Source organism: Mycobacterium sp. 5-140-3-2 (assembly GCF_035666375.1).
In the GTDB taxonomy this organism is placed as follows: Bacteria; Actinomycetota; Actinomycetes; order Mycobacteriales; family Mycobacteriaceae; genus Mycobacterium; species Mycobacterium intracellulare.
Genome location: NZ_CP142025.1, coordinates 4377780 through 4397618 on the forward strand (window position 1 = coordinate 4377780; position 19839 = coordinate 4397618).

Here is a 19839-nt window from a genome sequence, read left to right on the forward strand (position 1 = left end):
ATGGGCTTGCATGATCACCGTTTGGTGCTGCTGCGCCACGGCGAGACCGAGTGGTCGAAGTCTGGCCAGCACACCGGCCGCACCGAGGTCGAGCTGACCGACGCCGGCCGTGAACAGGCCCAGCTGGCCGCCGGGGTGCTGGGCGAGCTCAAACTTGTTGACCCACTGGTGATCAGCAGCCCACGGCGACGCTCGCTGGTCACCGCCGAGCTGGCCGGGTTGTCCGTCGACGACGCGACCGAACAGCTCGCCGAGTGGGACTACGGCTCTTATGAGGGCCTGACCACCGAACAGATCCGGGAGTCGGTGCCCGACTGGCTGGTGTGGACGCACGGATGTCCGGGCGGCGAGAGCGTCGCGCAGGTCAGCGAGCGCGCCGACGCGGCGGTCACGACGGCGCTGCGGCACATGGAGTCGCGCGACGTGGTCTTCGTCAGCCACGGCCACTTCTCGCGCGCGGTGATCACCCGCTGGGTCGAACTGCCGCTGGTCGAGGGCAGTCGCTTCGGCATGATCACCGCGTCGGTCGCGGTCTGCGGGTTCGAGCACGGGGTGCGACAGCTGCGGGCGCTCGGGTTGACCGGCCAGTGAACCGCGAACCACCGTTCGCGCTGTGCGGGCCGACCCGAACCCTGATCGCCGACGGCGTGTCGCGGCGCTACTGCGACGTGGGCGCGGCGCAGGCGGCGCTGCGGTCGAATCAGGCGCCGATTGTGTTGGGCGCGTTGCCTTTTGACCTCAGCAGCCCGGCCGCGTTGCTGACGCCGCGCGCCGTCGACGTCACCCACGGGCTCCCGGACTGGCCGACGGGCCCGCTGCCGCCGGTGCGGGTGGCCGCGGCGCTTCCGCCGCCGGGTGACTACCGCGACCGGGTCCGCCGCGCCCGCGATCAGCTCGCCGCAGCCGACAACCCGCTGCACAAGGTGGTCTTGGCGCGCGCCTTGGAGCTGGTGGCCGATGCCCCCATGGATGCGCGGGCCGTCCTGCGCCGGCTCGTGGCCGCGGACCCGGCGGCCTACGGCTACCTCGTCGATCTGAGCGCCGCCGGCGACGGCTACGCGGGCGTGGCCTTGGTGGGCGCCAGCCCCGAACTCCTGGTGGCGCGCAGCGGCGACCGCGTCGAGTGCCGGCCGTTCGCGGGGTCGGCCCCGCGGGCCGCCGACCCGGATGCCGACGCCGCCAACGGCGCCGCGCTGGCCGCCTCGGCCAAGAACCGGCACGAGCATCAGCTGGTGATCGAGACCATCCGGGCGGCCCTGCAGCCGTTGTGCGACGACCTGTCGATCGCCGCCGAGCCGCAACTGAGCCGCACCGCCGCGGTCTGGCACCTGTGCACACCGATCAGCGGACGGCTTCGCGATACCTCAACGAGCGCAATCGATTTGGCGCTAGCGCTACACCCCACCCCGGCTGTCGGAGGCGTCCCGACCGACGCGGCGGTCCAGCTGATCGCCGAGCTGGAGGGCGACCGCGGGTTTTATGCGGGGGCGGTCGGCTGGTGCGACGCCGCCGGCGACGGCCGCTGGGTGGTGTCGCTGCGCTGCGCGCAGCTGTCGGCGGACCGGCGCAGCGCGCTCGCTCGCGCCGGCGGTGGTATCGTCGCCGAGTCCGATCCCGACGACGAAGTCGCCGAGACCACAACCAAATTCGCCACGATACTCAACGCACTAGAAGTCCAACGATGACCACAGACATCCGTCGCGCCGCGCCCCACGACGTCGCCGCCATCACCGAAATGATCCACGCGCTGGCCGAATTCGAGCACGCCGCCGATCAGTGCACGGTCACCGAAACACAAATATCCGCAGCGCTTTTCGGCGACCGCCCGACGGTGTACGGACACGTGGCGGAGGTGGACGGCGAGGTCGCGGCGATGGCGCTGTGGTTCGTCAACTTCTCCACCTGGGACGGCGTGGCGGGCATCTATCTGGAAGATCTGTTCGTGCGCCCGGGATTTCGCCGCCGCGGGCTGGCCCGGGCGCTGCTGGCGGCGCTGGCCAACGAATGCGTGCAGCGGGGCTACACCCGGTTGTCCTGGGCGGTGCTGAACTGGAACACCGACGCCATCACGCTCTACGACGGGATCGGCGGGGAACCGCAGAACGAATGGACCACCTACCGGCTGTCGGGGTCGCGGTTGGCGGGGCTGGCGGAGTCGCCCTGACCGCCGGCGGCCCAGCGCACCGCGGCCGGGCTGAACAGCAACCCCAACACGACCAGCGCGACAAGCCCCGCCGGGATCCCGTAGCCGGGCTGGTGTGATCCGACCGCGAGGTACCAGGCCACCGGCAGCAGGAGCAGCTGGGTGATCACGGCCAGGCCGCGGCCCCAGCGCTTGCCCAGCATCAGCGCGCGGCCCGCGGCGATCACCCCGGCGCCGACGAGGACGAACCAGCCGGCGGTGGCCAGACCGTTGGCCACGTGCTGGTCGGCCCCGGCGATCCCGCGCACCACCAGGACCACGGCCACGATCAGCGCGGCCATCCCCTGCACGGCGACGACGACGCCGGCGCGGCGGACGGCGGTCGGGGCGGATGGCGGCGTCACAGCGCCAGCGTAGTCAGGGCGGCGGCGCTCCTCCTCACGCCGCGCTGCGGCGTGCATCGTCGCACCGCCTAACCCGATTGCGGCGCTCCTCCTCACGCCGCGCTGCGGCGCGCATCGTCGCACCGCCTAAGCTCGTGCTTCATGCGGGCCGTGCTGATCGTCAACCCCACAGCCACTTCCACCACACCGGCCGGTCGCGATCTGCTGGCCCACGCCCTCAAGAGCCGGCTACAGCTCAGCGTCGAACACACCAACCACCGCGGGCACGGCACCGAGCTCGCGCAGAAGGCCGTCGCCGACGGCGTCGACCTCGTGGTCGTGCACGGCGGCGATGGCACGGTGAGCGGGGTGGTCAACGGTCTGCTCGGCCGTCCCGGCACGCTTCCGAGCGGCCCGGTGCCCGCGGTGGCCGTGGTGCCCGGCGGTTCGGCGAACGTGCTGGCGCGATCGCTGGGCATCTCTGCGGATCCGGTCGCGGCCACCAACCAGCTCATCCAGTTGCTCGACGACTACCAGCGGCGCGGCACATGGCGCCGGATCGGCCTGATCGACTGCGGCGAGCGGTGGGCCGTGTTCAACACCGGCATGGGCGTCGACGCCGAGGTGGTGGCCGCGGTCGAGGCCGAACGCAGCAAAGGCGGCAAGGTCACCGCGTGGCGCTACATCCGCGCATCGGTGCCGGCCGTGTGGGCCTACACCCGCCGCGAGCCGATGCTGACGCTCGAACTTCCCGGCCGCGAACCCATCACCGGGGTGAGCTTCGCGTTCGTTTCCAACTCCAGCCCGTGGACGTTCGCCAACGAGCGGCCGGTGTGGACCAACCCCGGCTGCAGCTTCGAGTCGGGACTCGGGGTGTTCGCGCCGACCAACCTGAAGACGATCCCGACGCTGCGGATCGTCCGGCAGATGTTCGCAAAACGGCCCGCGTTCAACTTCAAGCACCTCGTCACCGAGGACGACCTGCCGTGCGTGCGAGTTACCTCGACCGGGGGCCCCGTCGCCTGCCAGTTCGACGGGGATTACCTCGGCGTGCGCGAAACCATGACGTTCAAGTCGGTGCCCGACGCGCTTGCGGTGGCCGCCCCTCCTCAGCAAAAACGACGCTGACCTGCGGCAACGCGTGGCCTGTGGCGCACGCGACACAAACACGGACGGGGAGAGGCCCGTCAGTGTAGTACAACGGAGTAAGGGCTTGACTACGAGATGATCAAAGTGAGATAGCCCACGAGCGAACTCACACTATTGACATCTGTTGAGCCTGTGAAACGATCAAAAGGTTGCATGCAGAAATTACGTAGGGGTGCGGCCCCTTTTCTTCTGCACGCGTTTAACAGCCGAAGAAAATAGCCGTGCGCCTTGCTGCGCACTCAGTAAGGAGTAAAGACGTATGGATTGGCGCCACAAGGCGGTCTGTCGCGACGAAGACCCGGAGCTGTTCTTCCCGGTGGGGAACAGTGGTCCGGCGCTCGCGCAGATCGCTGACGCGAAACTGGTCTGTAATCGGTGCCCGGTGACGACAGAGTGCCTCGGCTGGGCCCTGAACACGGGCCAGGACTCGGGCGTCTGGGGCGGCATGAGCGAAGACGAGCGGCGTGCGCTGAAGCGTCGCAACGCCCGGACGAAAGCCCGCAGCGGGGTTTAACCCAGATAACGCAAAACGGTGCGGCCTCGACGATTGTCGGGGCCGCACTCTTGCGTGTGCCTACAGCAGCATTCGGGTCCGCCGACCGATCGGGACGCGCAGCACCACGTCGGTGCCGCGGGCCGGGGCCTGGGTCATCCCCAGGGTGCCGTCGAGTTCCGCCGACACCAGCGTCCGCACGATCTGCAGCCCGAGGCTGTCGGAGGTCTCGAGGCTGAAGCCGTCAGGCAGCCCCCGGCCGTCGTCATGCACGACAACATCCAGCCAGCGCGCGGAGCGCTCGGCCCGAATCGTCACCGACCCTTCCTCGACCGCCGGGTCGAAGGCGTGCTCGATCGCGTTTTGCACCAGCTCGGTGATCACCATAATCAGCGCCGTCGCGCGGTCCGAGTCCAGCACGCCCAGATCGCCGACCCGGTTGATGCGGATCGGCCGGTCCACCGAGGCCACGTCGTTCATGATCGGCAGGATTCGGTCGATGACCTCGTCGAGGTTGACCTGCTCGTCCACCGACATCGACAGCGCGTCGTGCACCAACGCGATCGACGACACCCGGCGCACCGACTCGATGAGCGCCTCCCGCCCCTCCGCGTTGGCCGTGCGGCGGGCCTGCAGGCGCAGCAGCGCCGCGACGGTCTGCAGGTTGTTCTTCACCCGGTGGTGGATTTCGCGAATGGTGGCGTCCTTGGAGATCAGGGCCCGGTCGCGGCGCTTGACCTCGGTGACGTCGCGGATCAGCACCGCCGCGCCGGCGCTGGCGCCGTCGACCACCAGCGGCAGCGTGCGCAGCAGCACGGTGGCTCCCCCGGCGTCGACCTCCATGCGCATGCTGCGCCCGCCGGCCACCAGATCCCGCACATGCTCGGCCACTTCCTGCGCCTCGAACGGATCCGAGATCAGCGGGCGCGTGACCTCGATGAGGTTGTGTCCCTCCAGGTCGGCGGTCAGGCCCATGCGGTGGTAGGCCGACAGCGCGTTGGGACTGGCGTAGTCGACGACGCCCTTGACGTCGAGGCGGATGAAGCCGTCGCCGACCCGGGGGGTGGAGCGCGACATCACGACGTCCCCCGCGTCGGGAAAGGTGCCCTCGGCGAGCATGTGGACGAGGTCGCCGGCGCACTGCCGGTAGGCGATCTCCAACTGGCCGGACGCGCGGTCGGCGGCCACCGCGGTCTGATGATGCGTGAGCACGGCGACCACCTGGCCGCCGTAGCGCACCGGGGACGCCTCGACGTGCGTGCCCGGCAACCACGAATTCTCTTGACCCGCAACGTCATCCCTCTTGGCGGTGCCCGACGCGAAGGTGTCGGCGACGAGGGACAGCCGCTCGGAGGCGATGGCGGTGCCCACCGCATCGGTCTGTAGCACCGTGGGCGCGGTATTGGGGCGGCATTGCGCCACGCACACCAGCACGCCGTCGTCGCGACGCACCCACATCAGGTAGTCGGCGAACGACAGGTCGGCCAGCAGCTGCCACTCCCCTACCACCGCATGCAGATGGTCGACCGCGTTGCCCGGCAGCATGGTGTGTTCGGCGAGCAGATCACCGAGAGTTGACATCGCTTACTCCCCGGGTCGTTCCCCGGCGGCTGGTCGAAGGGCCCGACCGGCTAGCTGATCACCGCGATGAGGTCGCCCGCCTGAATGACGTCGCCCACCGACACGCTCACCTTGCTGACGGTGCCGCCGACCTCCGCAAGGACGGGAATCTCCATCTTCATCGACTCCAGCAGCACCACGATGTCGCCTTTGCCGATCTGATCACCCTCGTTGACAACGACTTCGAGCACGCTGGCCACGATCTCGGCGCGCACATCCTCGGCCATCTTCACCCCACTCGTTTCGGCCTCTGCGCAGGCTGGCCGCTGGTCATCGCTGGTTGTTGGTCCATCGCTGGTTGGTCCATCAACGTTCTATCAGGTCGCCTACATCGAACCACAGGCCCCACCGCGACGACGGCGCCCGGCCCCTCCCGCGGGCCGCACCAGGGCGAAGACAGTGCGCGGCGCGTCTCATGAGAGACTGGACGACAAGCCAACCGGCGCCAGGCGCCTGGTTTGACAGCAATCAACGGAGGTTCGACCCATGGCCAAACGAGGCCGTAAGAAGCGCGACCGCAAGCACAGCAAGGCCAACCACGGCAAGCGGCCCAATTCCTGAGGACGCTACTGCGTACCCCGGATGATGGTGGTGCGCCGAATCTCGAGCCGTAGCCGCTCGCGCAGGCCCTCCGGGGCCCTCTCACCTTTGCACTTGGTGGCGATCAACGCCTTGATCCGCTCTTCGAGCCCGTAGTGCTTGAAGCAGCCGGGGCACGCCTCGAGATGCCTGCGCAGTTGTTCGCGGGTATCCGGGCCGCATTCACCGTCGAGCAGCAGCCATACCTGGCGGATGACCTCCGCGCAGCCGACGCTGCCGTGGGACTCGTCGTTGGGGCAGGCATCCGCCGAAGCACCGCCCTGGCCGGCGAACTCGCTCATGACGACACCTCCTCGTGCGCCTGCTGACCGCGGTTGAAGCCCCGCTCCTTGGCAACGTCGGCCAACAGGCCGCGCAGTTGCCGTCGACCGCGGTGCAGCCGTGACATTACCGTTCCGATGGGCGTGTCCATGATTTCCGCGATTTCCTTATACGGAAATCCCTCGACGTCGGCGTAATAGACCGCCATCCGGAATTCCTCCGGCAAGGCCTGCAGCGCGTCTTTGATCTCGGAGTCCGGCAGCGACTCCAGCGCCTCCACCTCGGCCGAACGCAGCCCGGTGGAGGAATGCTCGGCATTGGCGGCCAGCTGCCAGTCGGTGATTTCCTCGGTCGGGTACTCCGCGGGCTGGCGCTGCTTCTTGCGGTAGCTGTTGATGTAGGTGTTGGTCAGGATCCGGTACAGCCACGCCTTGAGATTGGTCCCGGCGCGAAACGAGCGGAAGCCCGCGTAGGCCTTCACCATCGTCTCTTGCAGCAAATCCTCGGCGTCGGCGGGATTCCGCGTCATGCGCAGTGCACCGCCATAAAGCTGGTCCAGCAGGGGAATCGCGTCGCGCTCGAACCGCGCCGTCAGTTCCGCGTCCGTCTCTTCGGGCGCCGCGGGTTCGGTGATGGACGGCCCCGCCGCGCTATCGCGGCCATCTAGAGAATCGGCCATATCGATTAACCCGGTCCCTTCTGCTGCGGTGTTACCGGAAAGCACCGAAAGTGCCACCGGACTCGCAAGGACGCCAGCCAACTGCTCCTCGCCTAACAGGCTCGTCGCCGTTGACACCACGCTGCTCCTCCCAATCTAAAGGCTCACCCCGACAGCTTTTGCCCGGGTGTGACCCACCGCATCGAAAACCAATTGGATCAACCGCGCGCGCGATCCGACTATTTCCGGGCGGAATTCGGCCCGCGATATCGGTGCCCGCTCCCCGGCGTAGACCCCGATCGGACCGATTCGGGCGTGGCGTTAGTGTGACGCCATGTCCCTGAATGGCAAGACCATGTTCATCTCCGGCGCCAGCCGCGGCATCGGCCTGGCGATCGCCAAGCGCGCCGCGCAGGACGGTGCCAACATCGCCCTGATCGCCAAGACCGCCGAGCCGCACCCGAAGCTGCCGGGAACGGTGTTCACCGCGGCGAAGGAGCTCGAAGAGGCGGGCGGGCAGGCCCTGCCGATCGTCGGGGACGTCCGCGATCCCGATTCGGTCGAGGCGGCCGTGGCCAAGACCGTCGAGCAGTTCGGCGGCATCGACATCTGCGTCAACAACGCGTCGGCGATCAACCTGGGTTCGGTCACCGAGGTGCCCATGAAGCGGTTCGACCTGATGAACGGCATCCAGGTGCGGGGCACGTACGCGGTGTCGCAGGCATGCATCCCGCATCTGAAGGGCCGCGAGAACCCGCACATCCTGACGCTGTCGCCGCCGGTGCTGCTGGGCCGCGAGTGGTTGAAGCCGACGGCGTACATGATGGCCAAGTTCGGGATGACGCTGTGCGCGCTGGGCATCGCCGAAGAAATGCGGGACGAGGGCATCGCGTCGAACACGCTGTGGCCGCGCACGCTGGTGGCGACGGCCGCGGTGCAGAACCTGCTCGGCGGCGACGAGGCGATGGGCCGGGCCCGCAAGCCCGAGGTGTACTCGGACGCCGCCTACGTCGTCCTCAACAAGCCGTCCAGGGAGTACACCGGCAACATGCTGCTGTGCGAGGACGTGCTGGTGGAATCCGGCGTCAAGGACCTCTCGACATACGACTGTGTGCCCGGTTCGAAGCTGGGCGTGGACTTCTGGGTCGACGGCGTCAACCCGCCGGGGTACTCGGGGCCTTAGTCGTGATCGCAAGCGCGGCGCAGCCGGGCGCCGCGGGTCACGACCAGCGGAGGTAGCCGGTGGGCGGCGCGGCCACTCCGGGCATCGCCGCGTTGATGAAAGCCGGTGTGCCGCACCAGGTTCTGCACTTCGACGCGGTCACCGACCTGTCCGAGTCGTCCGACGTCGCGCCCGAACAGGTCTTCAAGACCCTGATCGTCGCCCTGCCGGGTGAGCTGGCCGTCGCGATCGTGCCGGTGCCGTGGCGGTTGTCGCTGAAGGCGGTCGCCGCGGCGCTGGGTGTGCCCAAGGCCGTCATGGCCGAGCCGGCCGCCGCCGAGCGGGCCACCGGCTATGTGGTGGGCGGCATTTCGCCGTTCGGTCAGCGCAAGCGGCTCCGCACGGTCCTGGACGGCTCCGCGCTGCGCTGGGATCGGATCCTGTGCAGCGCCGGCAAGCGGCATTACGACGTCGCGGTCGCGCCCCGGGACCTGATCCGCCTCACCGGCGCGATCACCGCCGACATCAGCCGAACGTGACGACGACCTTGTCCGCGGCGCCCGGAGTCTGGGCGAGCTCGAGCGCATCACCGACGCTGCCGAACGGGATGGTGTGGCTGACGATCAGCGCGTACTTCTCCCAGTTCGCGACGAGATCCTTGGTCACCTCGAAGATTTCGTCGGGGTAGCCCATGCTCCCGAGCAGGGTGATCTCGTTGCTCATCAGGTTGATGAGGTCGACGGGCACCGGCTCCTTGTGGACGCCGACGATGCCGACGGTGGCGCCCTTTTGCGCCGCGGCGAGCGCGGTGTTGACGACGGCGGGCACACCGGCCGCGTCGAGATAGATGTTCGTGCCGGCCTTCCCGGGGTACATGGAATCGCCCGCGCCGTGCAGTTCGATCAGCCGCGCCACCACGTCCTCGTCGGCGGAGTTGATGACGGCGTCGGCGCCGATCTGCAGCGCCTTGTCCAGCCGGCCGGGGAGCAGGTCCACGACGACGACGTGGCTCACGCCAAGGGATTTGAAGGCCAGCGTGGCGCCCAGGCCGATCGGTCCGGCGCCGAACACGGCGACCTTGTCCGTCGGCTTGGGTCGGCACCGGTTGGCGCCGTGGCGCGCGACGGCCATCGGCTCGTTGAGCGCCGCGACCTCCCACGGGACGTGGTCGGGGATGACCTCGAGACTCGTTCCGCGTACGGCGTTTTCGATGAGCAGGTAGTCGGCGAGCGCGCCGCTGGGCCCGCCGTTGCCGATGATGCCGCTCGGGGCGGCCATCGGGTTGATGACGACGTGGTCGCCGACGGCCAGGCCGCTCACCTTCGCGCCGACCTCGGCGATCTCCCCGGCGGGCTCGTGTCCGAGCGGCGTGTGTCCCTGGCGCGAGGGCAGCCCGCCGATGGTGATGTAGAAGGCGTCCGAGCCGCAGATGCCGCAGGCGCGCATCCGGACCAGTACGTCGTTGGGGCCCACCGTGGGACGCTCGGCGTCGAGCACCTCGGCCTTGCCCGGGCCGGTGACCATTGACATCTTCATCGGTGACTCCTCGGTCTTACGGTCAAGCCGCCATGGATTGCAGAAACCCCGGCCAGTCGGGAAACAGTGCCCGGTCCACGATCTCGATGCGGACTCCAGCCGGGTCGACGTAGTAGGCGAACATCGACAGCGTCTCGCCGCTGGGTCGCGCCTCCAGCCGGTACCCGCTGCGTTCGAGTTGCGCTGCGGCACCGGCCATGTCGTCGACCCAGTAGCCGAGGTGGTGGGCGCCGCCCCTGGGCGGCGGGGTCCAGATCGTGCCGGGCACCGCCTGAATCACTTCCAGGTGGGGTGCGTCCACCGAGTACACAAAGCGGAACGGCACCTCGATGTCGCCGTCCGCGGTGGCCACGCTCAACGCGGCATCGACCGGTTTGGTCCACCGGTACCCCATCACCCTGGTGAGCCGTTCGGCGGCGGCGGCCATATCGTCAACCACCAGCCCGGTGTGATAGCAGTCCGCCGGGTTCATGCTGTGCCTTCCAGTTCGATGTCGAACGTATCGAGATATTCGGCGAAGATCGGTTCGAGCGCTTCGACGGTCAGGCCATACTGGTCGAGGGTGTAGGCATTGAGCGCGAACCGGTCCTGGGGGTGCCCGGCGAGCCAATTGCGCATCCGCGCTTCGGTTTCTGCGGTCAGCGGCTCGTCGGCCCATTCGTAGATGCGCCGCATGACGTCCATCGGGTCACGCATCATCTCGTGGTAGTACATATGGAAGAAGCGCTCGTCGCCGATGCGATCGCGGGCGCGCAGCGGCCGCTGGACGTGGTAGCGCATCTGCGCCATGGCGTTGCGCCCCATGGCATTCAGGTCGATGGCATCGGGATGCAGCACCATCCCCTTGGGCAGCTTCCACAGGTTGCACAGCGACCCCGTCGCCCTGTAGGGGTCCCGGTGCGCCCACATCAGCCGGGCGTCGGGGAACACCTTGAGCAGCGCCTCGATGTGCACCGAATGCGACGGCATCTTGAGGCTCCAGTTGCCGGCGCGGTGGACTGCAACACCTGCAGGTAACGCTTCTGATATTCGTACGTGCTGGTCATGTCGGCCTCGTGGAACAGCCATTCGGCGTAGCGCGAGGTCGACAGGAACGAGTCCCAGGACAGCCCCTTGAAATCCTGATTGTGGATGAACATGTCCTCGGTGGGCCCATCGGCGTCTTCCCAGTGCGGCAGCGGCACTTTGGCCTGCGTGACCATGTCCAAAATCTTGCGCTGTTCCTCCAGCAGGGCCAGGCAGCGCGCGTCGGTGCGCAGCGCCTCGGTGGTGGCCGGCGGGATCGGGTGCACGCACTGCCAGTGCAGCAGCGAGCGCCGGGCCGGATCCTGGTCGAGCAGGTAACTGATGACCGTGGTTCCAGTGCGGGGCATGCCCAGCACGATCAGCGGTCGCTCGACGGGCGCGTCGAGGACTTCGGGGTGCTCCTGGATGTAGGCGTGGACCTGCATGCGCCGCCCGAGCGCGTCGGTGGCGTCGGTGAGGACCCGTTCGCGGCCGAAGGGGGTGAACGCGGCCGAACTGTTGAGCTCGTCGAGCATGATGGCCAGGCCGTCTCGCCAAGAATCGGAATCGATTTCGGTGAGGCCGGTGCGCTGTGCGGCCAGCTTGAAGACGTCGTCGGTGGTCGAGACGTTGTCGAAGTTGTTGTCGCTCATCGTTTCAGACCGTCAGGTATCCGCCGTCGACGGCGATGGTGGTGCCGGTGATGTACGAGGCGGCGTCGGTACACAGGAACAGCGTCGCGCCGGCGCAGTCCTGGGGCGTGCCGGGCCTGCCCAGGGGCGTGTGGAAGCCGATCTCGACGTCCATCACCTCGGGAATGCCCATGGCCGGGTGGGTCATTCGGGTGTCGATGAGCCCGGGTGCGATGGCGTTGACCCGGATCCCGTCGTTGGCCCACCGCCGCGACAGGTTCATCGTGAGGGCGATGAGGCCCATCTTCGACGAGGCGTAGCCGGGGACGAACACGGCGGAGCGGAACCCGGACATCGACACGACGCTGACGACGCTCGCCCCGCCGGGAGCCTGGCTGGACTTGAGCAGGTCATGGCAGCGCATGGTCAGCCGCATCGGGCCGAACATGTTCTGCGTCACCGACGCGGCGTATCCGTCCGGGTCGTATTCGTCACCCGCCGGGTAGGGGCCGCCGGCGTTGTTGATTAAGATGTCCAGTTCACCCAGCGAATCCGCCAGGGCGTCAACCGATTTCGGGTCCTGTATCTGGCATTGGCGGTAGGTGTAGGCGCTCAGATCCGTCTCGGAATAGTCCGTGGCGGACCCGCGGGTGCCGGTGACGGTGACGGCCGCGCCCGCCCCGGCGAATGCGGCGGCGATGGCGTTGCCGATGCCGCTGGTGCCGCCGGTCACCAGCACGGTGGCGCCGGTGAAATCGAAGTTGACGGTGTTCATTCGGGTGACCTCAGTTCGTTGATGGATTTGGTGAGCCACGCTTTTTCCCAGAAGTTGTCGGCGTCGGCCAACAGTGCCTCGTGGGCTTCGGCGGCGACGGCACGTGCCGCCGCGTGCAACGGCTGGGCGGCCAGGATCAGGTCGGTGAGGTGGATGGCCTGCACCGGCCGCCCGACCGCCAGGTGCGCGCGGGCCGCGTCCACGAGCGCGTCGGCCCCGGCGGCGCTCACCACATCGGCCGCAACGGAATCCGGTGCGATCCCATACAGTTCGGTGGTGGAGCGATGCCGGAACCACCCGGTGTACATCTCCCAGATGGCGCGCACATTCCACGAGGTCTTGCCGTACCCTTCACCGATGTCGAGGTGCTCGGGCACGGTGACCTCGCGCATCGCGGTATGGACGTCGGCGCCGGAATTCATCAGTTCGGCGGTGCGGTCGTGCACGGCCTGCATGGCGTCACGCATCGCGCTGACTTCCTCCGCGATGCGGTCGGCGCCCTCGATCGGGTCGAAGTGGCCGGTGATCAGCCGCTGCGGTCCGTAGTCGAGCACGGTGTTCAACGACTCGATGTAGAGAATGGGATCGCGATAGCGGTCGCCGCGGATGGTCATCAGATTCGGGACATGCCCGAATAGCGGGCCGAACAGGTTGCCGGTGAACAGGATTCGCTCCTGCGGCAGCCACACCACCAGTGCGTCGGTGGTCTCGCCGCCCGGCGTCCACGCCAGCTCGAAGGTACGCCCTCCGACGGTGATGTTGTGGCGCTGGTCGAAGGTCGTCGTCGGCTCGGGGAACGAGAAGTCGATGGTCGCGGGGTCGAGGGTCTTGAAGTGCTCGAGCACGGCGTCGGAGAACTTCTGGAAGGCGAACGACGTCTTGGGCACCCGGTAGCCCATGAGCAGTGTGTTGTCGTCGCGCCAGTACCGGTAGTTGCGGTGCATCACGACGTTGGTGCCCTCGTCGCGCAGCGCCTTCACCCCGCCCCAATGGTCGGCGTGCCCCTGGGTGACGATGATGGCCCGTGTCGGGCCCGGCACCTTGGCAAAAGCCTTGCGGTGCAGCGGCCCCTCGAAGACCAGCCCGCTGTTGACGATGACCCGCCCCTCGTCGGTGGCCACCGCGTAGGCGTTGGAGACGCCCGGCGACATCCACACGCCGTCGCCGAGGGCCAGCGCGGGCGTGTCCGTCGCCGCCGACAGGTCGCCGGCCCCGGGCCGCTCCCGATGAATCCCAGCCATGACTGGCGATCCTCTACAGTTCTAGAGGTAAAGTCAATATCCATGGGATTGCAGGGTCTGATCGACAAGGTGGCGGTCGTGGTCGGCGGCGCCACCGGCATCGGCGCGGCGACGGCCGCCCGTCTCGCCGGCGAAGGCTGCCGGGTAATCGTCGGCGACGTCGCCGACGATTGCGCGCGGCGGACGGCCGAACGCATCGCCGCGACCGGCGGCGCGGCGACGCACGTGGCCTTCGACCTGGCGGATCCCGCGTCGGTCGCGGCGCTGATCGACACCGCCGCAACGACTTTCGGCGGCGTGGACCTGCTGTTCAACGTGGGCGCCGACATGAGCATCATCCGGGCCGACACCGACGTGGTGGACATCGATTTCGACGTCTGGGATCGGGTGATGGCGGTGAACCTGCGCGGGTATGTGGCCGCGATGAAATACGCTATCCCGAGAATGCTGGACCGCGGCGGCGGGGCCATCGTCAACATGTCGTCGGCGGCGGCGTTCCAAGGAGAGCCCGCGCGCCCGGCCTATGCCACCGCGAAGGCAGGCATCGGCGCGCTCACTCGCCACGTCGCGTCGCGGTGGGGGAAGGACAACATCCGGTGCAACGCGGTCGCGCCCGGCTTCACCGCGACCGAGACCATCCGCTCGGTGCCGCAGTGGCCGGACCTGGAGGCCGGCGCGCTCAAGCGCATTCGCGGACCGCGCGTCGGCGAGCCCGGCGACATCGCCGCGCTGGTCGCCTTCCTGCTGTCCAGGGAGGGCGAGTGGATCAACGGTCAGGTCGTCAACATCGACGGCGGCACCGTCCTTCGGTGACCCATGGCCGCCAGTACGAGATCCCGCAAGCGCGACGGCGATGAACGCCGCCGCGACCTGTGCGACGCGGCGATCCGGGTGCTGGCCGAGCACGGATCGCGTGGACTCACCCATGGGCAGGTCGACCGCTGCGCCGGCGTCCCCGAGGGCACCACGTCGTACTACTACCGCACCCGCACGGCCCTGCTGCGCGGCGTCGGCAAGCGGGTGGCCGAGATCGACGTCGCAAATTTGCAGTCGGTGATTGATGAGCCGGTCGACCCGGTCTCGCCGTTCGCGCACCTGGCCCGGCTGACCATGATGCAGGCCGACGGGACCGGGCTGATGCTGAACCGGGCGCGCCACGAGTTGCTGCTGGGCGCCGCGCGCGATCCCGATCTGGCCGAGACGGCGCAGGTGTTCGTCGCCCGGATCAACGCGATGGCCCGCGACGCCATCGCCCATCTGCAGCCGGACACCCGCGACCCCGAACTGCTGGCCGCGCAGACCACCGCCGTCACGACCTTCATCGCCGGCATCTTCACCCGGCTGGCCGCCGGCGACCGCACCGTCGGCGCCGCCGAGCAACTCACCCACCTGCTGGAGGCGGTGGCCACCGCCGTGGCGCTCGCGGCGCAGCGGGGTTAGGCGCCGCGGCGGGTCTGCTGGCCATGGCTGGGCCGTTGACGATTGGCGTGGGCGTCAGCGACGCCGACACGATTCAGACGGAGGGCAATTACCCGACGCGCGAGGCGTGCCAGAACGCGGGCCCAGGCGTGAAGGCCACGGCGCCGGGAAGCTGGAACAACTTCTGGTGCGTTGCGGACCGTAACGTCAACGGCAACTGGAAGTCGGTGCTCAGCAACTGATCCGGCCGTCAGGCGTTGCGCCCCTCGGGTGCACGTGTCATTCGGCGACGCTCCGAACGCGAACAACGACTCGCCGAGGAGCGTTTCGTCGTCAAGCCTGCACCTACACCTTCCACCACCCGGAAAAGCTGCTGCGCGACGGAGGCGACGATGAGGCGGTATAACTCAACACGTCCCCATTTGCGAGGATGACGAACCTATGTGAACTTGACGTTCATGCCGCCCATGGGCCCACGCCGCCGACTTTCTCGATCGTGATGTGAGTCAGGTATCCGGGGGGTGCGTCAGGCGGGGGGAACCCCGTGCCGGGGCCAAAGATAGTCGTGGCGATCTTGTCGAGTAGTTCGGGAGCACCGCCCTCCTCGACGCGCGCCGTGCCCCTGATCAACAGATAGGGCGTCTGCGGCCCGCTGCGGTCGGTGGACGCGATGGTCACCGCCACACGGGGATCACGCCGGATGTTGCGGATCTTCTGATGTTCCTGCAGATGAGCGGTGACGAGCTCGTCACCGCCGTCGGCTGTACTCTGCACCGTCACCCAGACCAGGCTGACTTGCGGGCTTCCGTCGCGATTGATCGTGACAAGCGTGGCCGGGTCGGAACCGATGAGTTGGCGTGCGCTGTCGTTGAGTTTCGTGATGTTCATTGTGTTCTCCTGATTCGTCGTGGTTCCGGGCGTTTCGGCTGTCTATCCATACGACGAAGAAGCTGTGCGTGATCCGACAACCCGGCCATCGCGCTGCTGGCGGCCGGCGAAGAACTACGGAAGCGCAAAAGACGACGCGAAATCGCGCCTGCCCTTAGGCAAATCGGTTATTCAGACGTCCACGCGGTCCCGAGCGCAGTAATAGCGGCCAGCCGAGCGCTACAGGATTTTCATCTGCTCGGGCTCCGGCTCGGCCGGCTCGAGTAGCTGCGGGCCGTTGTTGCGCACGTTGTTGACCAGCGTCGACACCTCACGCGTGCGGATGGCGCGCACGTCGGGCGTGCGGGCCAGCAGTTTTTCGTCGATCGGGGCGTCGGGGTCGAGCCATCGGTCCCAATCGCGTTCGGGCATCACCAACGGCATCCGATCGTGGATCTGCGCGAGCTCCCCGGGCGCGTCGGTGGTGATGATTGTGCAGCTCAGCAGGGGCGACGCGTCCTTGGCCGGCTTCCATACCGACCACAGGCCCGCCATGAACAGCGGCTCGCCGTCCTCCCGGTACATGAAAAACGGTGTCTTGCGAGACTTCTTGCCGGCCGCGGCGTCGGAATTGACCCGCCATTCGTAGTAGCCGTCCATCGGGATCAGGCAACGCTTGGACTTGGCGCTGGTCCGGAAGGCCGGCGAGCTGGTGACCTTGTCGGCGCGGGCGTTGATCAGCATCGGACCCTTGGTTTCGGGCGCGCCGTCGGCGCCCGCCTTGGCCCACGGCGGCACCAAGCCCCAGCGCATCAGCCGCACCCGCCGCGTCGGCTCGTCCTCGGGTTCGGAATGCCGGCTGACGACGGTCGCGATGGTCGAGGTCGGAGCCACGTTGTAGTTGGGCGCGCTCGAATCGGCGTCGGCGCCGGTGGTCTCGTCGATCGCCTTGATCTTCTGGGCCAACAGGGCCGGGTCGGTCGTGACCGCAAACCGTCCGCACATACCTCCATGGTGGCAGAAGCCACGGGACTCCTATGGGTGGCAGAAGCCACGGAACTCCTATGGGTGGCAGAAGCCACCGAACTCCTGTGGGTGGCAGAAGTCGCGAACTCCTATTGGTGGCAACAACCGGTGACAGGCGATGATGGACCGGTGACTACGTGGACGGCCCCCCGGGCACCGCAACCGGTGCACGCGACCGTGACCGTTCCCGGTTCGAAATCGCAGACCAACCGGACCCTGGTGCTGGCGGCGCTGGCGGCGGCGCAGGGCCAGGGCACCCCGACCATCAGCGGGGCACTGCGCAGCCGGGACACCGACTTGATGATCGGCGCGCTGCGCACGCTGGGCCTGCGCGTCGACGGCGACGGGACGGAGTTGACGGTCAGCGGCCGCGTGGTGCCGGAACCGATGGCACAGGTCGATTGCGGCCTGGCGGGCACGGTGCTGCGGTTCGTCCCGCCGCTGGCGGCGCTCGCCGAATCGATCGTCGAGTTCGACGGCGACGAGCAGGCCAGGGCGCGGCCCATCGCGCCGCTACTCGACGCGCTGCGCGGGTTGGGCGTGCGGATCGATGGCTCGGGTCTGCCGTTTCGGGTCCTGGGCACCGGCGCGGTCCCCGGGGGCACCGTCGAGATCGACGCCTCGGCCTCGTCACAGTTCGTCTCCGGGTTGCTGTTGTGCGCGGCCTCTTTCGCCGAGGGGCTGACGGTGCGGCACACCGGTTCGGCGTTGCCGTCGGCGCCGCACATCGCGATGACGGTGACGATGCTGCGCCAGGCCGGCGTCGACGTCGACGACTCCGTCCCCAACCGCTGGCGGGTGCGACCCGGGCCGGTCGCGGCCCGGCACTGGGTGGTCGAGCCGGACCTGACGAACGCCGTCCCGTTCCTGGCGGCGGCCGTCGTCACCGGCGGCGCGGTGCGCATCACGGGCTGGCCGGCGAACAGCGTGCAACCCGCCGAGCACATCCTGGCCGTGTTGGGCAAGTTGAATGCTGTTGTCACCCAACATGATTCGCACCTGGAGGCGCGCGGCTCCGGGGACTACGGCGGTTTTGACGTCGACCTGCGCGCGGTCGGCGAGCTGACCCCGTCGGTGGCCGCCCTGGCGGCGCTGGCGGCCCCGGGCTCGGTGTCGCGCCTGTCCGGCATCGCCCACCTGCGCGGCCACGAGACCGATCGGCTCGCCGCGCTGAGCGCCGAAATCAACCGCCTGGGCGGCGATTGCACCGAAACGCCCGACGGCCTGGTGATCACCGCGACACCGCTGCGGCCGGGCGTCTGGCGCGCGTACGCCGACCACCGGATGGCGATGGCGGGCGCAATCGTCGGGCTTCGGGTAGCCGGCGTCGAGGTCGACGACATCGGCGCCACCACCAAGACGCTGCCCGACTTTCCGCGGCTGTGGGCCGACATGCTGACCGCACAGGAAGACCGCGGCATGTGAAGCCCGGCGACTACGACGAGTCCGACGTCAAGATCCGCTCCGGCCGGGGTTCGCGGCCGCGGACGAAGACGCGTCCCGAGCACGCCGACGCCCAGGCCGCCATGGTGGTCAGTGTCGACCGCGGCCGCTGGGGGTGCGTGCTGGGCGGCGACGTCGACCGTCGGGTCACCGCCATGCGGGCCCGGGAACTGGGCCGCACGCCGATCGTCGTCGGCGACGAGGTCGATGTGGTCGGCGATCTGTCCGGGCGGACGGACACGCTGGCCCGCATCGTGCGCCGCGGTGAGCGCCGAACTGTGTTGCGGCGCACCGCCGATGACACCGATCCGACCGAACGGGTGGTCGTCGCCAACGCCGACCAGCTACTGATCGTGGTGGCGCTCGCCGACCCGCCTCCCCGCACCGGGCTGGTGGACCGGACGCTGATCGCCGCCTATGCCGGCGGACTCACCCCGATCCTGTGCCTGACCAAGACCGACCTCGCCCCGCCGGAGCCGTTCGCGGAGCAGTTCGTCGACCTGGATCTGACGGTGGTCGTCGCGGGCCGCGACGATCCCCTGCTCGCCGTGGCGGATTTGCTCGCCGGCAAGATCACCGTGCTGCTCGGGCATTCCGGCGTCGGCAAGTCAACGTTGGTGAACCGGCTGGTGCCCGACGCGGACCGCGCCGTCGGCGACGTGACCGACATCGGCCGGGGGCGGCACACCTCCACGCAATCGGTCGCGCTCCCACTGGCGACGTCGGGCTGGGTGATCGACACGCCGGGCATCCGCTCCTTCGGGCTGGCCCATATCCAGCCCGACGACGTCATGATGGCGTTCTCGGATTTGGCGGACGCCATCGAGGACTGTCCGCGCGGCTGCGGGCACATGGGCCCGCCGGCCGACCCCGAGTGCGCGCTGGACACACTGACCGGGCCCGCCGCCCGCCGCGTCGCGGCCGCCCGCCGACTGCTGGCCGCACTCAACCAGGCTTCTTAGCCAGCCGCATGCCGAGCTCATCCGGCGGCACCAAATGTCCCTCGGCGCACCGGATTTCGACGCTGACCTCGGCACCGCAGCCCACGTGTGTCAGCCGCAGCCGGTGACGCCCCGGCAGATGATGCCTCCCCCACTCGAACATCGCCCACACCACCGGCATGAAATCGATGCCCGCCTGGGTGAGCACATACTCGTCGCGGCTGCGCTGGCCGGGCTCCCGATAGGGCTGGCGCCGTAGCAGTCCGAGCTCGACGAGCTCGGCCAGCCGCGCCGAGGTGGCGGCCTTGGTGATGCCCACCCGGCGGGTGAAGTCGTCGAAACGAGTGGTGCCGTAGTACGCCTCGCGCATGATCAGCATCGCGGATTTGGTACCGACGACCCCCATCGTCTTTTCGATCGCGCACTCGCCCACCGCCGACCAGGCGTCGCGGTCGGCCAGCGGCCCCTGCAGCAGTGTCATCTAA

At 68.6% G+C, this 19839-nt stretch carries 25 protein-coding genes and 1 pseudogene; 13 read left to right on the plus strand and 13 right to left on the minus strand.

From position 1 onward, the window contains the following. Genes P6281_RS20380 through P6281_RS20390 form a run of 3 tightly spaced genes read left to right on the plus strand, consistent with a single transcriptional unit; the run spans position 1 to position 2164 of the window. Entirely contained in the window at positions 1 to 591 is a 591-nt protein-coding gene (locus P6281_RS20380; protein ID WP_009956178.1) for an acid phosphatase, read from the plus strand. Beyond that, entirely contained in the window at positions 588 to 1685 is a 1098-nt protein-coding gene (locus tag P6281_RS20385) for an isochorismate synthase (protein ID WP_014385641.1), read from the plus strand. Before P6281_RS20380 ends, P6281_RS20385 begins: the two co-directional genes overlap by 4 nt. Then, entirely contained in the window at positions 1682 to 2164 is a 483-nt protein-coding gene (locus tag P6281_RS20390; RefSeq protein ID WP_009952801.1) for a GNAT family N-acetyltransferase, read from the plus strand. The genes P6281_RS20385 and P6281_RS20390 overlap by 4 nt, the downstream gene beginning before the upstream one ends. On the opposite strand, the gene P6281_RS20395 is transcribed toward P6281_RS20390, so the two are convergent. Then, complete coding sequence (locus P6281_RS20395; protein ID WP_014380927.1) at positions 2116 to 2547, minus strand: hypothetical protein; 432 nt, start codon at positions 2545 to 2547, stop codon at positions 2116 to 2118. The genes P6281_RS20390 and P6281_RS20395 overlap by 49 nt on opposite strands. Before the next feature lie 141 nt (positions 2548 to 2688). On the opposite strand from P6281_RS20395, the gene P6281_RS20400 reads away from it, so the two are divergent. Both P6281_RS20400 and whiB1 read left to right on the plus strand, forming a co-directional pair. Continuing rightward, entirely contained in the window at positions 2689 to 3654 is a 966-nt protein-coding gene (locus tag P6281_RS20400; RefSeq protein WP_009952805.1) for a diacylglycerol/lipid kinase family protein, read from the plus strand. A 280-nt stretch (positions 3655 to 3934) separates the two neighbouring features. Then, positions 3935 to 4189 carry a transcriptional regulator WhiB1 gene (whiB1, locus tag P6281_RS20405; protein WP_003874607.1) on the plus strand — a complete coding sequence of 85 codons (255 nt, stop codon included), beginning with the start codon at positions 3935 to 3937 and terminating at the stop codon, positions 4187 to 4189. 60 nt (positions 4190 to 4249) lie between these two features. On the opposite strand, the gene P6281_RS20410 is transcribed toward whiB1, so the two are convergent. Next, positions 4250 to 5749 (minus strand): sensor histidine kinase, encoded by a 1500-nt coding sequence (locus P6281_RS20410; protein WP_014385642.1) that lies wholly within the window; start codon positions 5747 to 5749, stop codon positions 4250 to 4252. 50 nt (positions 5750 to 5799) lie between these two features. Next, positions 5800 to 6015, minus strand: coding sequence for a biotin/lipoyl-binding carrier protein (locus tag P6281_RS20415; RefSeq protein WP_007773063.1), 216 nt, complete (start codon positions 6013 to 6015; stop codon positions 5800 to 5802). A 259-nt stretch (positions 6016 to 6274) separates the two neighbouring features. Between P6281_RS20415 and P6281_RS26190 the strand changes: the two genes are divergently transcribed. After that, a complete protein-coding gene (locus P6281_RS26190) occupies positions 6275 to 6349 on the plus strand; it encodes a 50S ribosomal protein bL37 (protein WP_085976515.1) in 75 nt (24 codons plus the stop codon). Positions 6350 to 6354: 5 nt separating this feature from the next. Here the strand turns inward: P6281_RS26190 and rsrA are convergent, their stop codons facing one another. Further along, complete coding sequence (rsrA, locus tag P6281_RS20420) at positions 6355 to 6669, minus strand: mycothiol system anti-sigma-R factor (protein ID WP_008259700.1); 315 nt, start codon at positions 6667 to 6669, stop codon at positions 6355 to 6357. Beyond that, positions 6666 to 7328 carry a sigma-70 family RNA polymerase sigma factor gene (locus tag P6281_RS20425; protein ID WP_008259701.1) on the minus strand — a complete coding sequence of 221 codons (663 nt, stop codon included), beginning with the start codon at positions 7326 to 7328 and terminating at the stop codon, positions 6666 to 6668. Before P6281_RS20425 ends, rsrA begins: the two co-directional genes overlap by 4 nt. A 313-nt stretch (positions 7329 to 7641) precedes the next feature. Between P6281_RS20425 and P6281_RS20430 the strand changes: the two genes are divergently transcribed. Together P6281_RS20430 and P6281_RS20435 are read left to right on the plus strand one after the other, a co-directional pair. Next, positions 7642 to 8490, plus strand: a complete 849-nt coding sequence (locus P6281_RS20430) for an SDR family oxidoreductase (RefSeq protein ID WP_008259702.1) — start codon at positions 7642 to 7644, stop codon at positions 8488 to 8490. 59 nt (positions 8491 to 8549) lie between these two features. Continuing rightward, entirely contained in the window at positions 8550 to 9008 is a 459-nt protein-coding gene (locus P6281_RS20435; RefSeq protein ID WP_014385643.1) for an aminoacyl-tRNA deacylase, read from the plus strand. On the opposite strand, the gene P6281_RS20440 is transcribed toward P6281_RS20435, so the two are convergent. The 5 genes and pseudogenes from P6281_RS20440 to P6281_RS20460 form a co-directional block, all read right to left on the minus strand. Further along, positions 8995 to 10005 (minus strand): zinc-dependent alcohol dehydrogenase, encoded by a 1011-nt coding sequence (locus P6281_RS20440; RefSeq protein ID WP_036459573.1) that lies wholly within the window; start codon positions 10003 to 10005, stop codon positions 8995 to 8997. The two genes, P6281_RS20435 and P6281_RS20440, sit on opposite strands and share 14 nt — an antisense overlap. Positions 10006 to 10027: 22 nt before the next feature. Next, positions 10028 to 10477, minus strand: a complete 450-nt coding sequence (locus tag P6281_RS20445) for a VOC family protein (RefSeq protein WP_014380933.1) — start codon at positions 10475 to 10477, stop codon at positions 10028 to 10030. Further along, positions 10474 to 11663 (minus strand): annotated as a pseudogene (locus tag P6281_RS20450) (sulfotransferase family protein). Before P6281_RS20450 ends, P6281_RS20445 begins: the two are co-directional and overlap by 4 nt. Positions 11664 to 11667: 4 nt before the next feature. Further along, the gene (locus P6281_RS20455; RefSeq protein WP_324738503.1) at positions 11668 to 12417 is read right to left on the minus strand and encodes an SDR family NAD(P)-dependent oxidoreductase; all 750 of its coding nucleotides are present in this window, start codon (positions 12415 to 12417) and stop codon (positions 11668 to 11670) included. After that, complete coding sequence (locus tag P6281_RS20460; RefSeq protein ID WP_014385646.1) at positions 12414 to 13658, minus strand: alkyl sulfatase dimerization domain-containing protein; 1245 nt, start codon at positions 13656 to 13658, stop codon at positions 12414 to 12416. The genes P6281_RS20455 and P6281_RS20460 overlap by 4 nt, the downstream gene beginning before the upstream one ends. A gap of 42 nt (positions 13659 to 13700) precedes the next feature. On the opposite strand from P6281_RS20460, the gene P6281_RS20465 reads away from it, so the two are divergent. Genes P6281_RS20465 through P6281_RS20475 form a run of 3 tightly spaced genes read left to right on the plus strand, consistent with a single transcriptional unit; the run spans position 13701 to position 15319 of the window. After that, positions 13701 to 14471 (plus strand): SDR family NAD(P)-dependent oxidoreductase, encoded by a 771-nt coding sequence (locus P6281_RS20465; RefSeq protein WP_009952815.1) that lies wholly within the window; start codon positions 13701 to 13703, stop codon positions 14469 to 14471. Between the two features lie 3 nt (positions 14472 to 14474). Then, positions 14475 to 15098 carry a TetR/AcrR family transcriptional regulator gene (locus P6281_RS20470; protein WP_009952817.1) on the plus strand — a complete coding sequence of 208 codons (624 nt, stop codon included), beginning with the start codon at positions 14475 to 14477 and terminating at the stop codon, positions 15096 to 15098. 23 nt (positions 15099 to 15121) lie between these two features. Next, positions 15122 to 15319 (plus strand): hypothetical protein, encoded by a 198-nt coding sequence (locus P6281_RS20475; protein WP_050782782.1) that lies wholly within the window; start codon positions 15122 to 15124, stop codon positions 15317 to 15319. A 214-nt stretch (positions 15320 to 15533) separates the two neighbouring features. Here the strand turns inward: P6281_RS20475 and P6281_RS20480 are convergent, their stop codons facing one another. Both P6281_RS20480 and P6281_RS20485 read right to left on the minus strand, forming a co-directional pair. After that, positions 15534 to 15965, minus strand: coding sequence for a PPOX class F420-dependent oxidoreductase (locus tag P6281_RS20480; protein WP_009952819.1), 432 nt, complete (start codon positions 15963 to 15965; stop codon positions 15534 to 15536). Positions 15966 to 16184: 219 nt separating this feature from the next. After that, entirely contained in the window at positions 16185 to 16949 is a 765-nt protein-coding gene (locus P6281_RS20485) for an SOS response-associated peptidase (protein ID WP_009952821.1), read from the minus strand. Between the two features lie 150 nt (positions 16950 to 17099). On the opposite strand from P6281_RS20485, the gene aroA reads away from it, so the two are divergent. Beyond that, positions 17100 to 18395 carry a 3-phosphoshikimate 1-carboxyvinyltransferase gene (gene aroA / locus P6281_RS20490; RefSeq protein WP_029384202.1) on the plus strand — a complete coding sequence of 432 codons (1296 nt, stop codon included), beginning with the start codon at positions 17100 to 17102 and terminating at the stop codon, positions 18393 to 18395. Beyond that, positions 18392 to 19375: a ribosome small subunit-dependent GTPase A gene (gene rsgA, locus P6281_RS20495; protein ID WP_014385648.1), complete on the plus strand. Its 984-nt coding sequence runs from the start codon at positions 18392 to 18394 to the stop codon at positions 19373 to 19375. The genes aroA and rsgA overlap by 4 nt, the downstream gene beginning before the upstream one ends. On the opposite strand, the gene P6281_RS20500 is transcribed toward rsgA, so the two are convergent. After that, a complete protein-coding gene (locus P6281_RS20500) occupies positions 19359 to 19835 on the minus strand; it encodes a winged helix-turn-helix transcriptional regulator (protein WP_014942798.1) in 477 nt (158 codons plus the stop codon). The two genes, rsgA and P6281_RS20500, sit on opposite strands and share 17 nt — an antisense overlap. Positions 19836 to 19839: the final 4 nt, after the last annotated feature.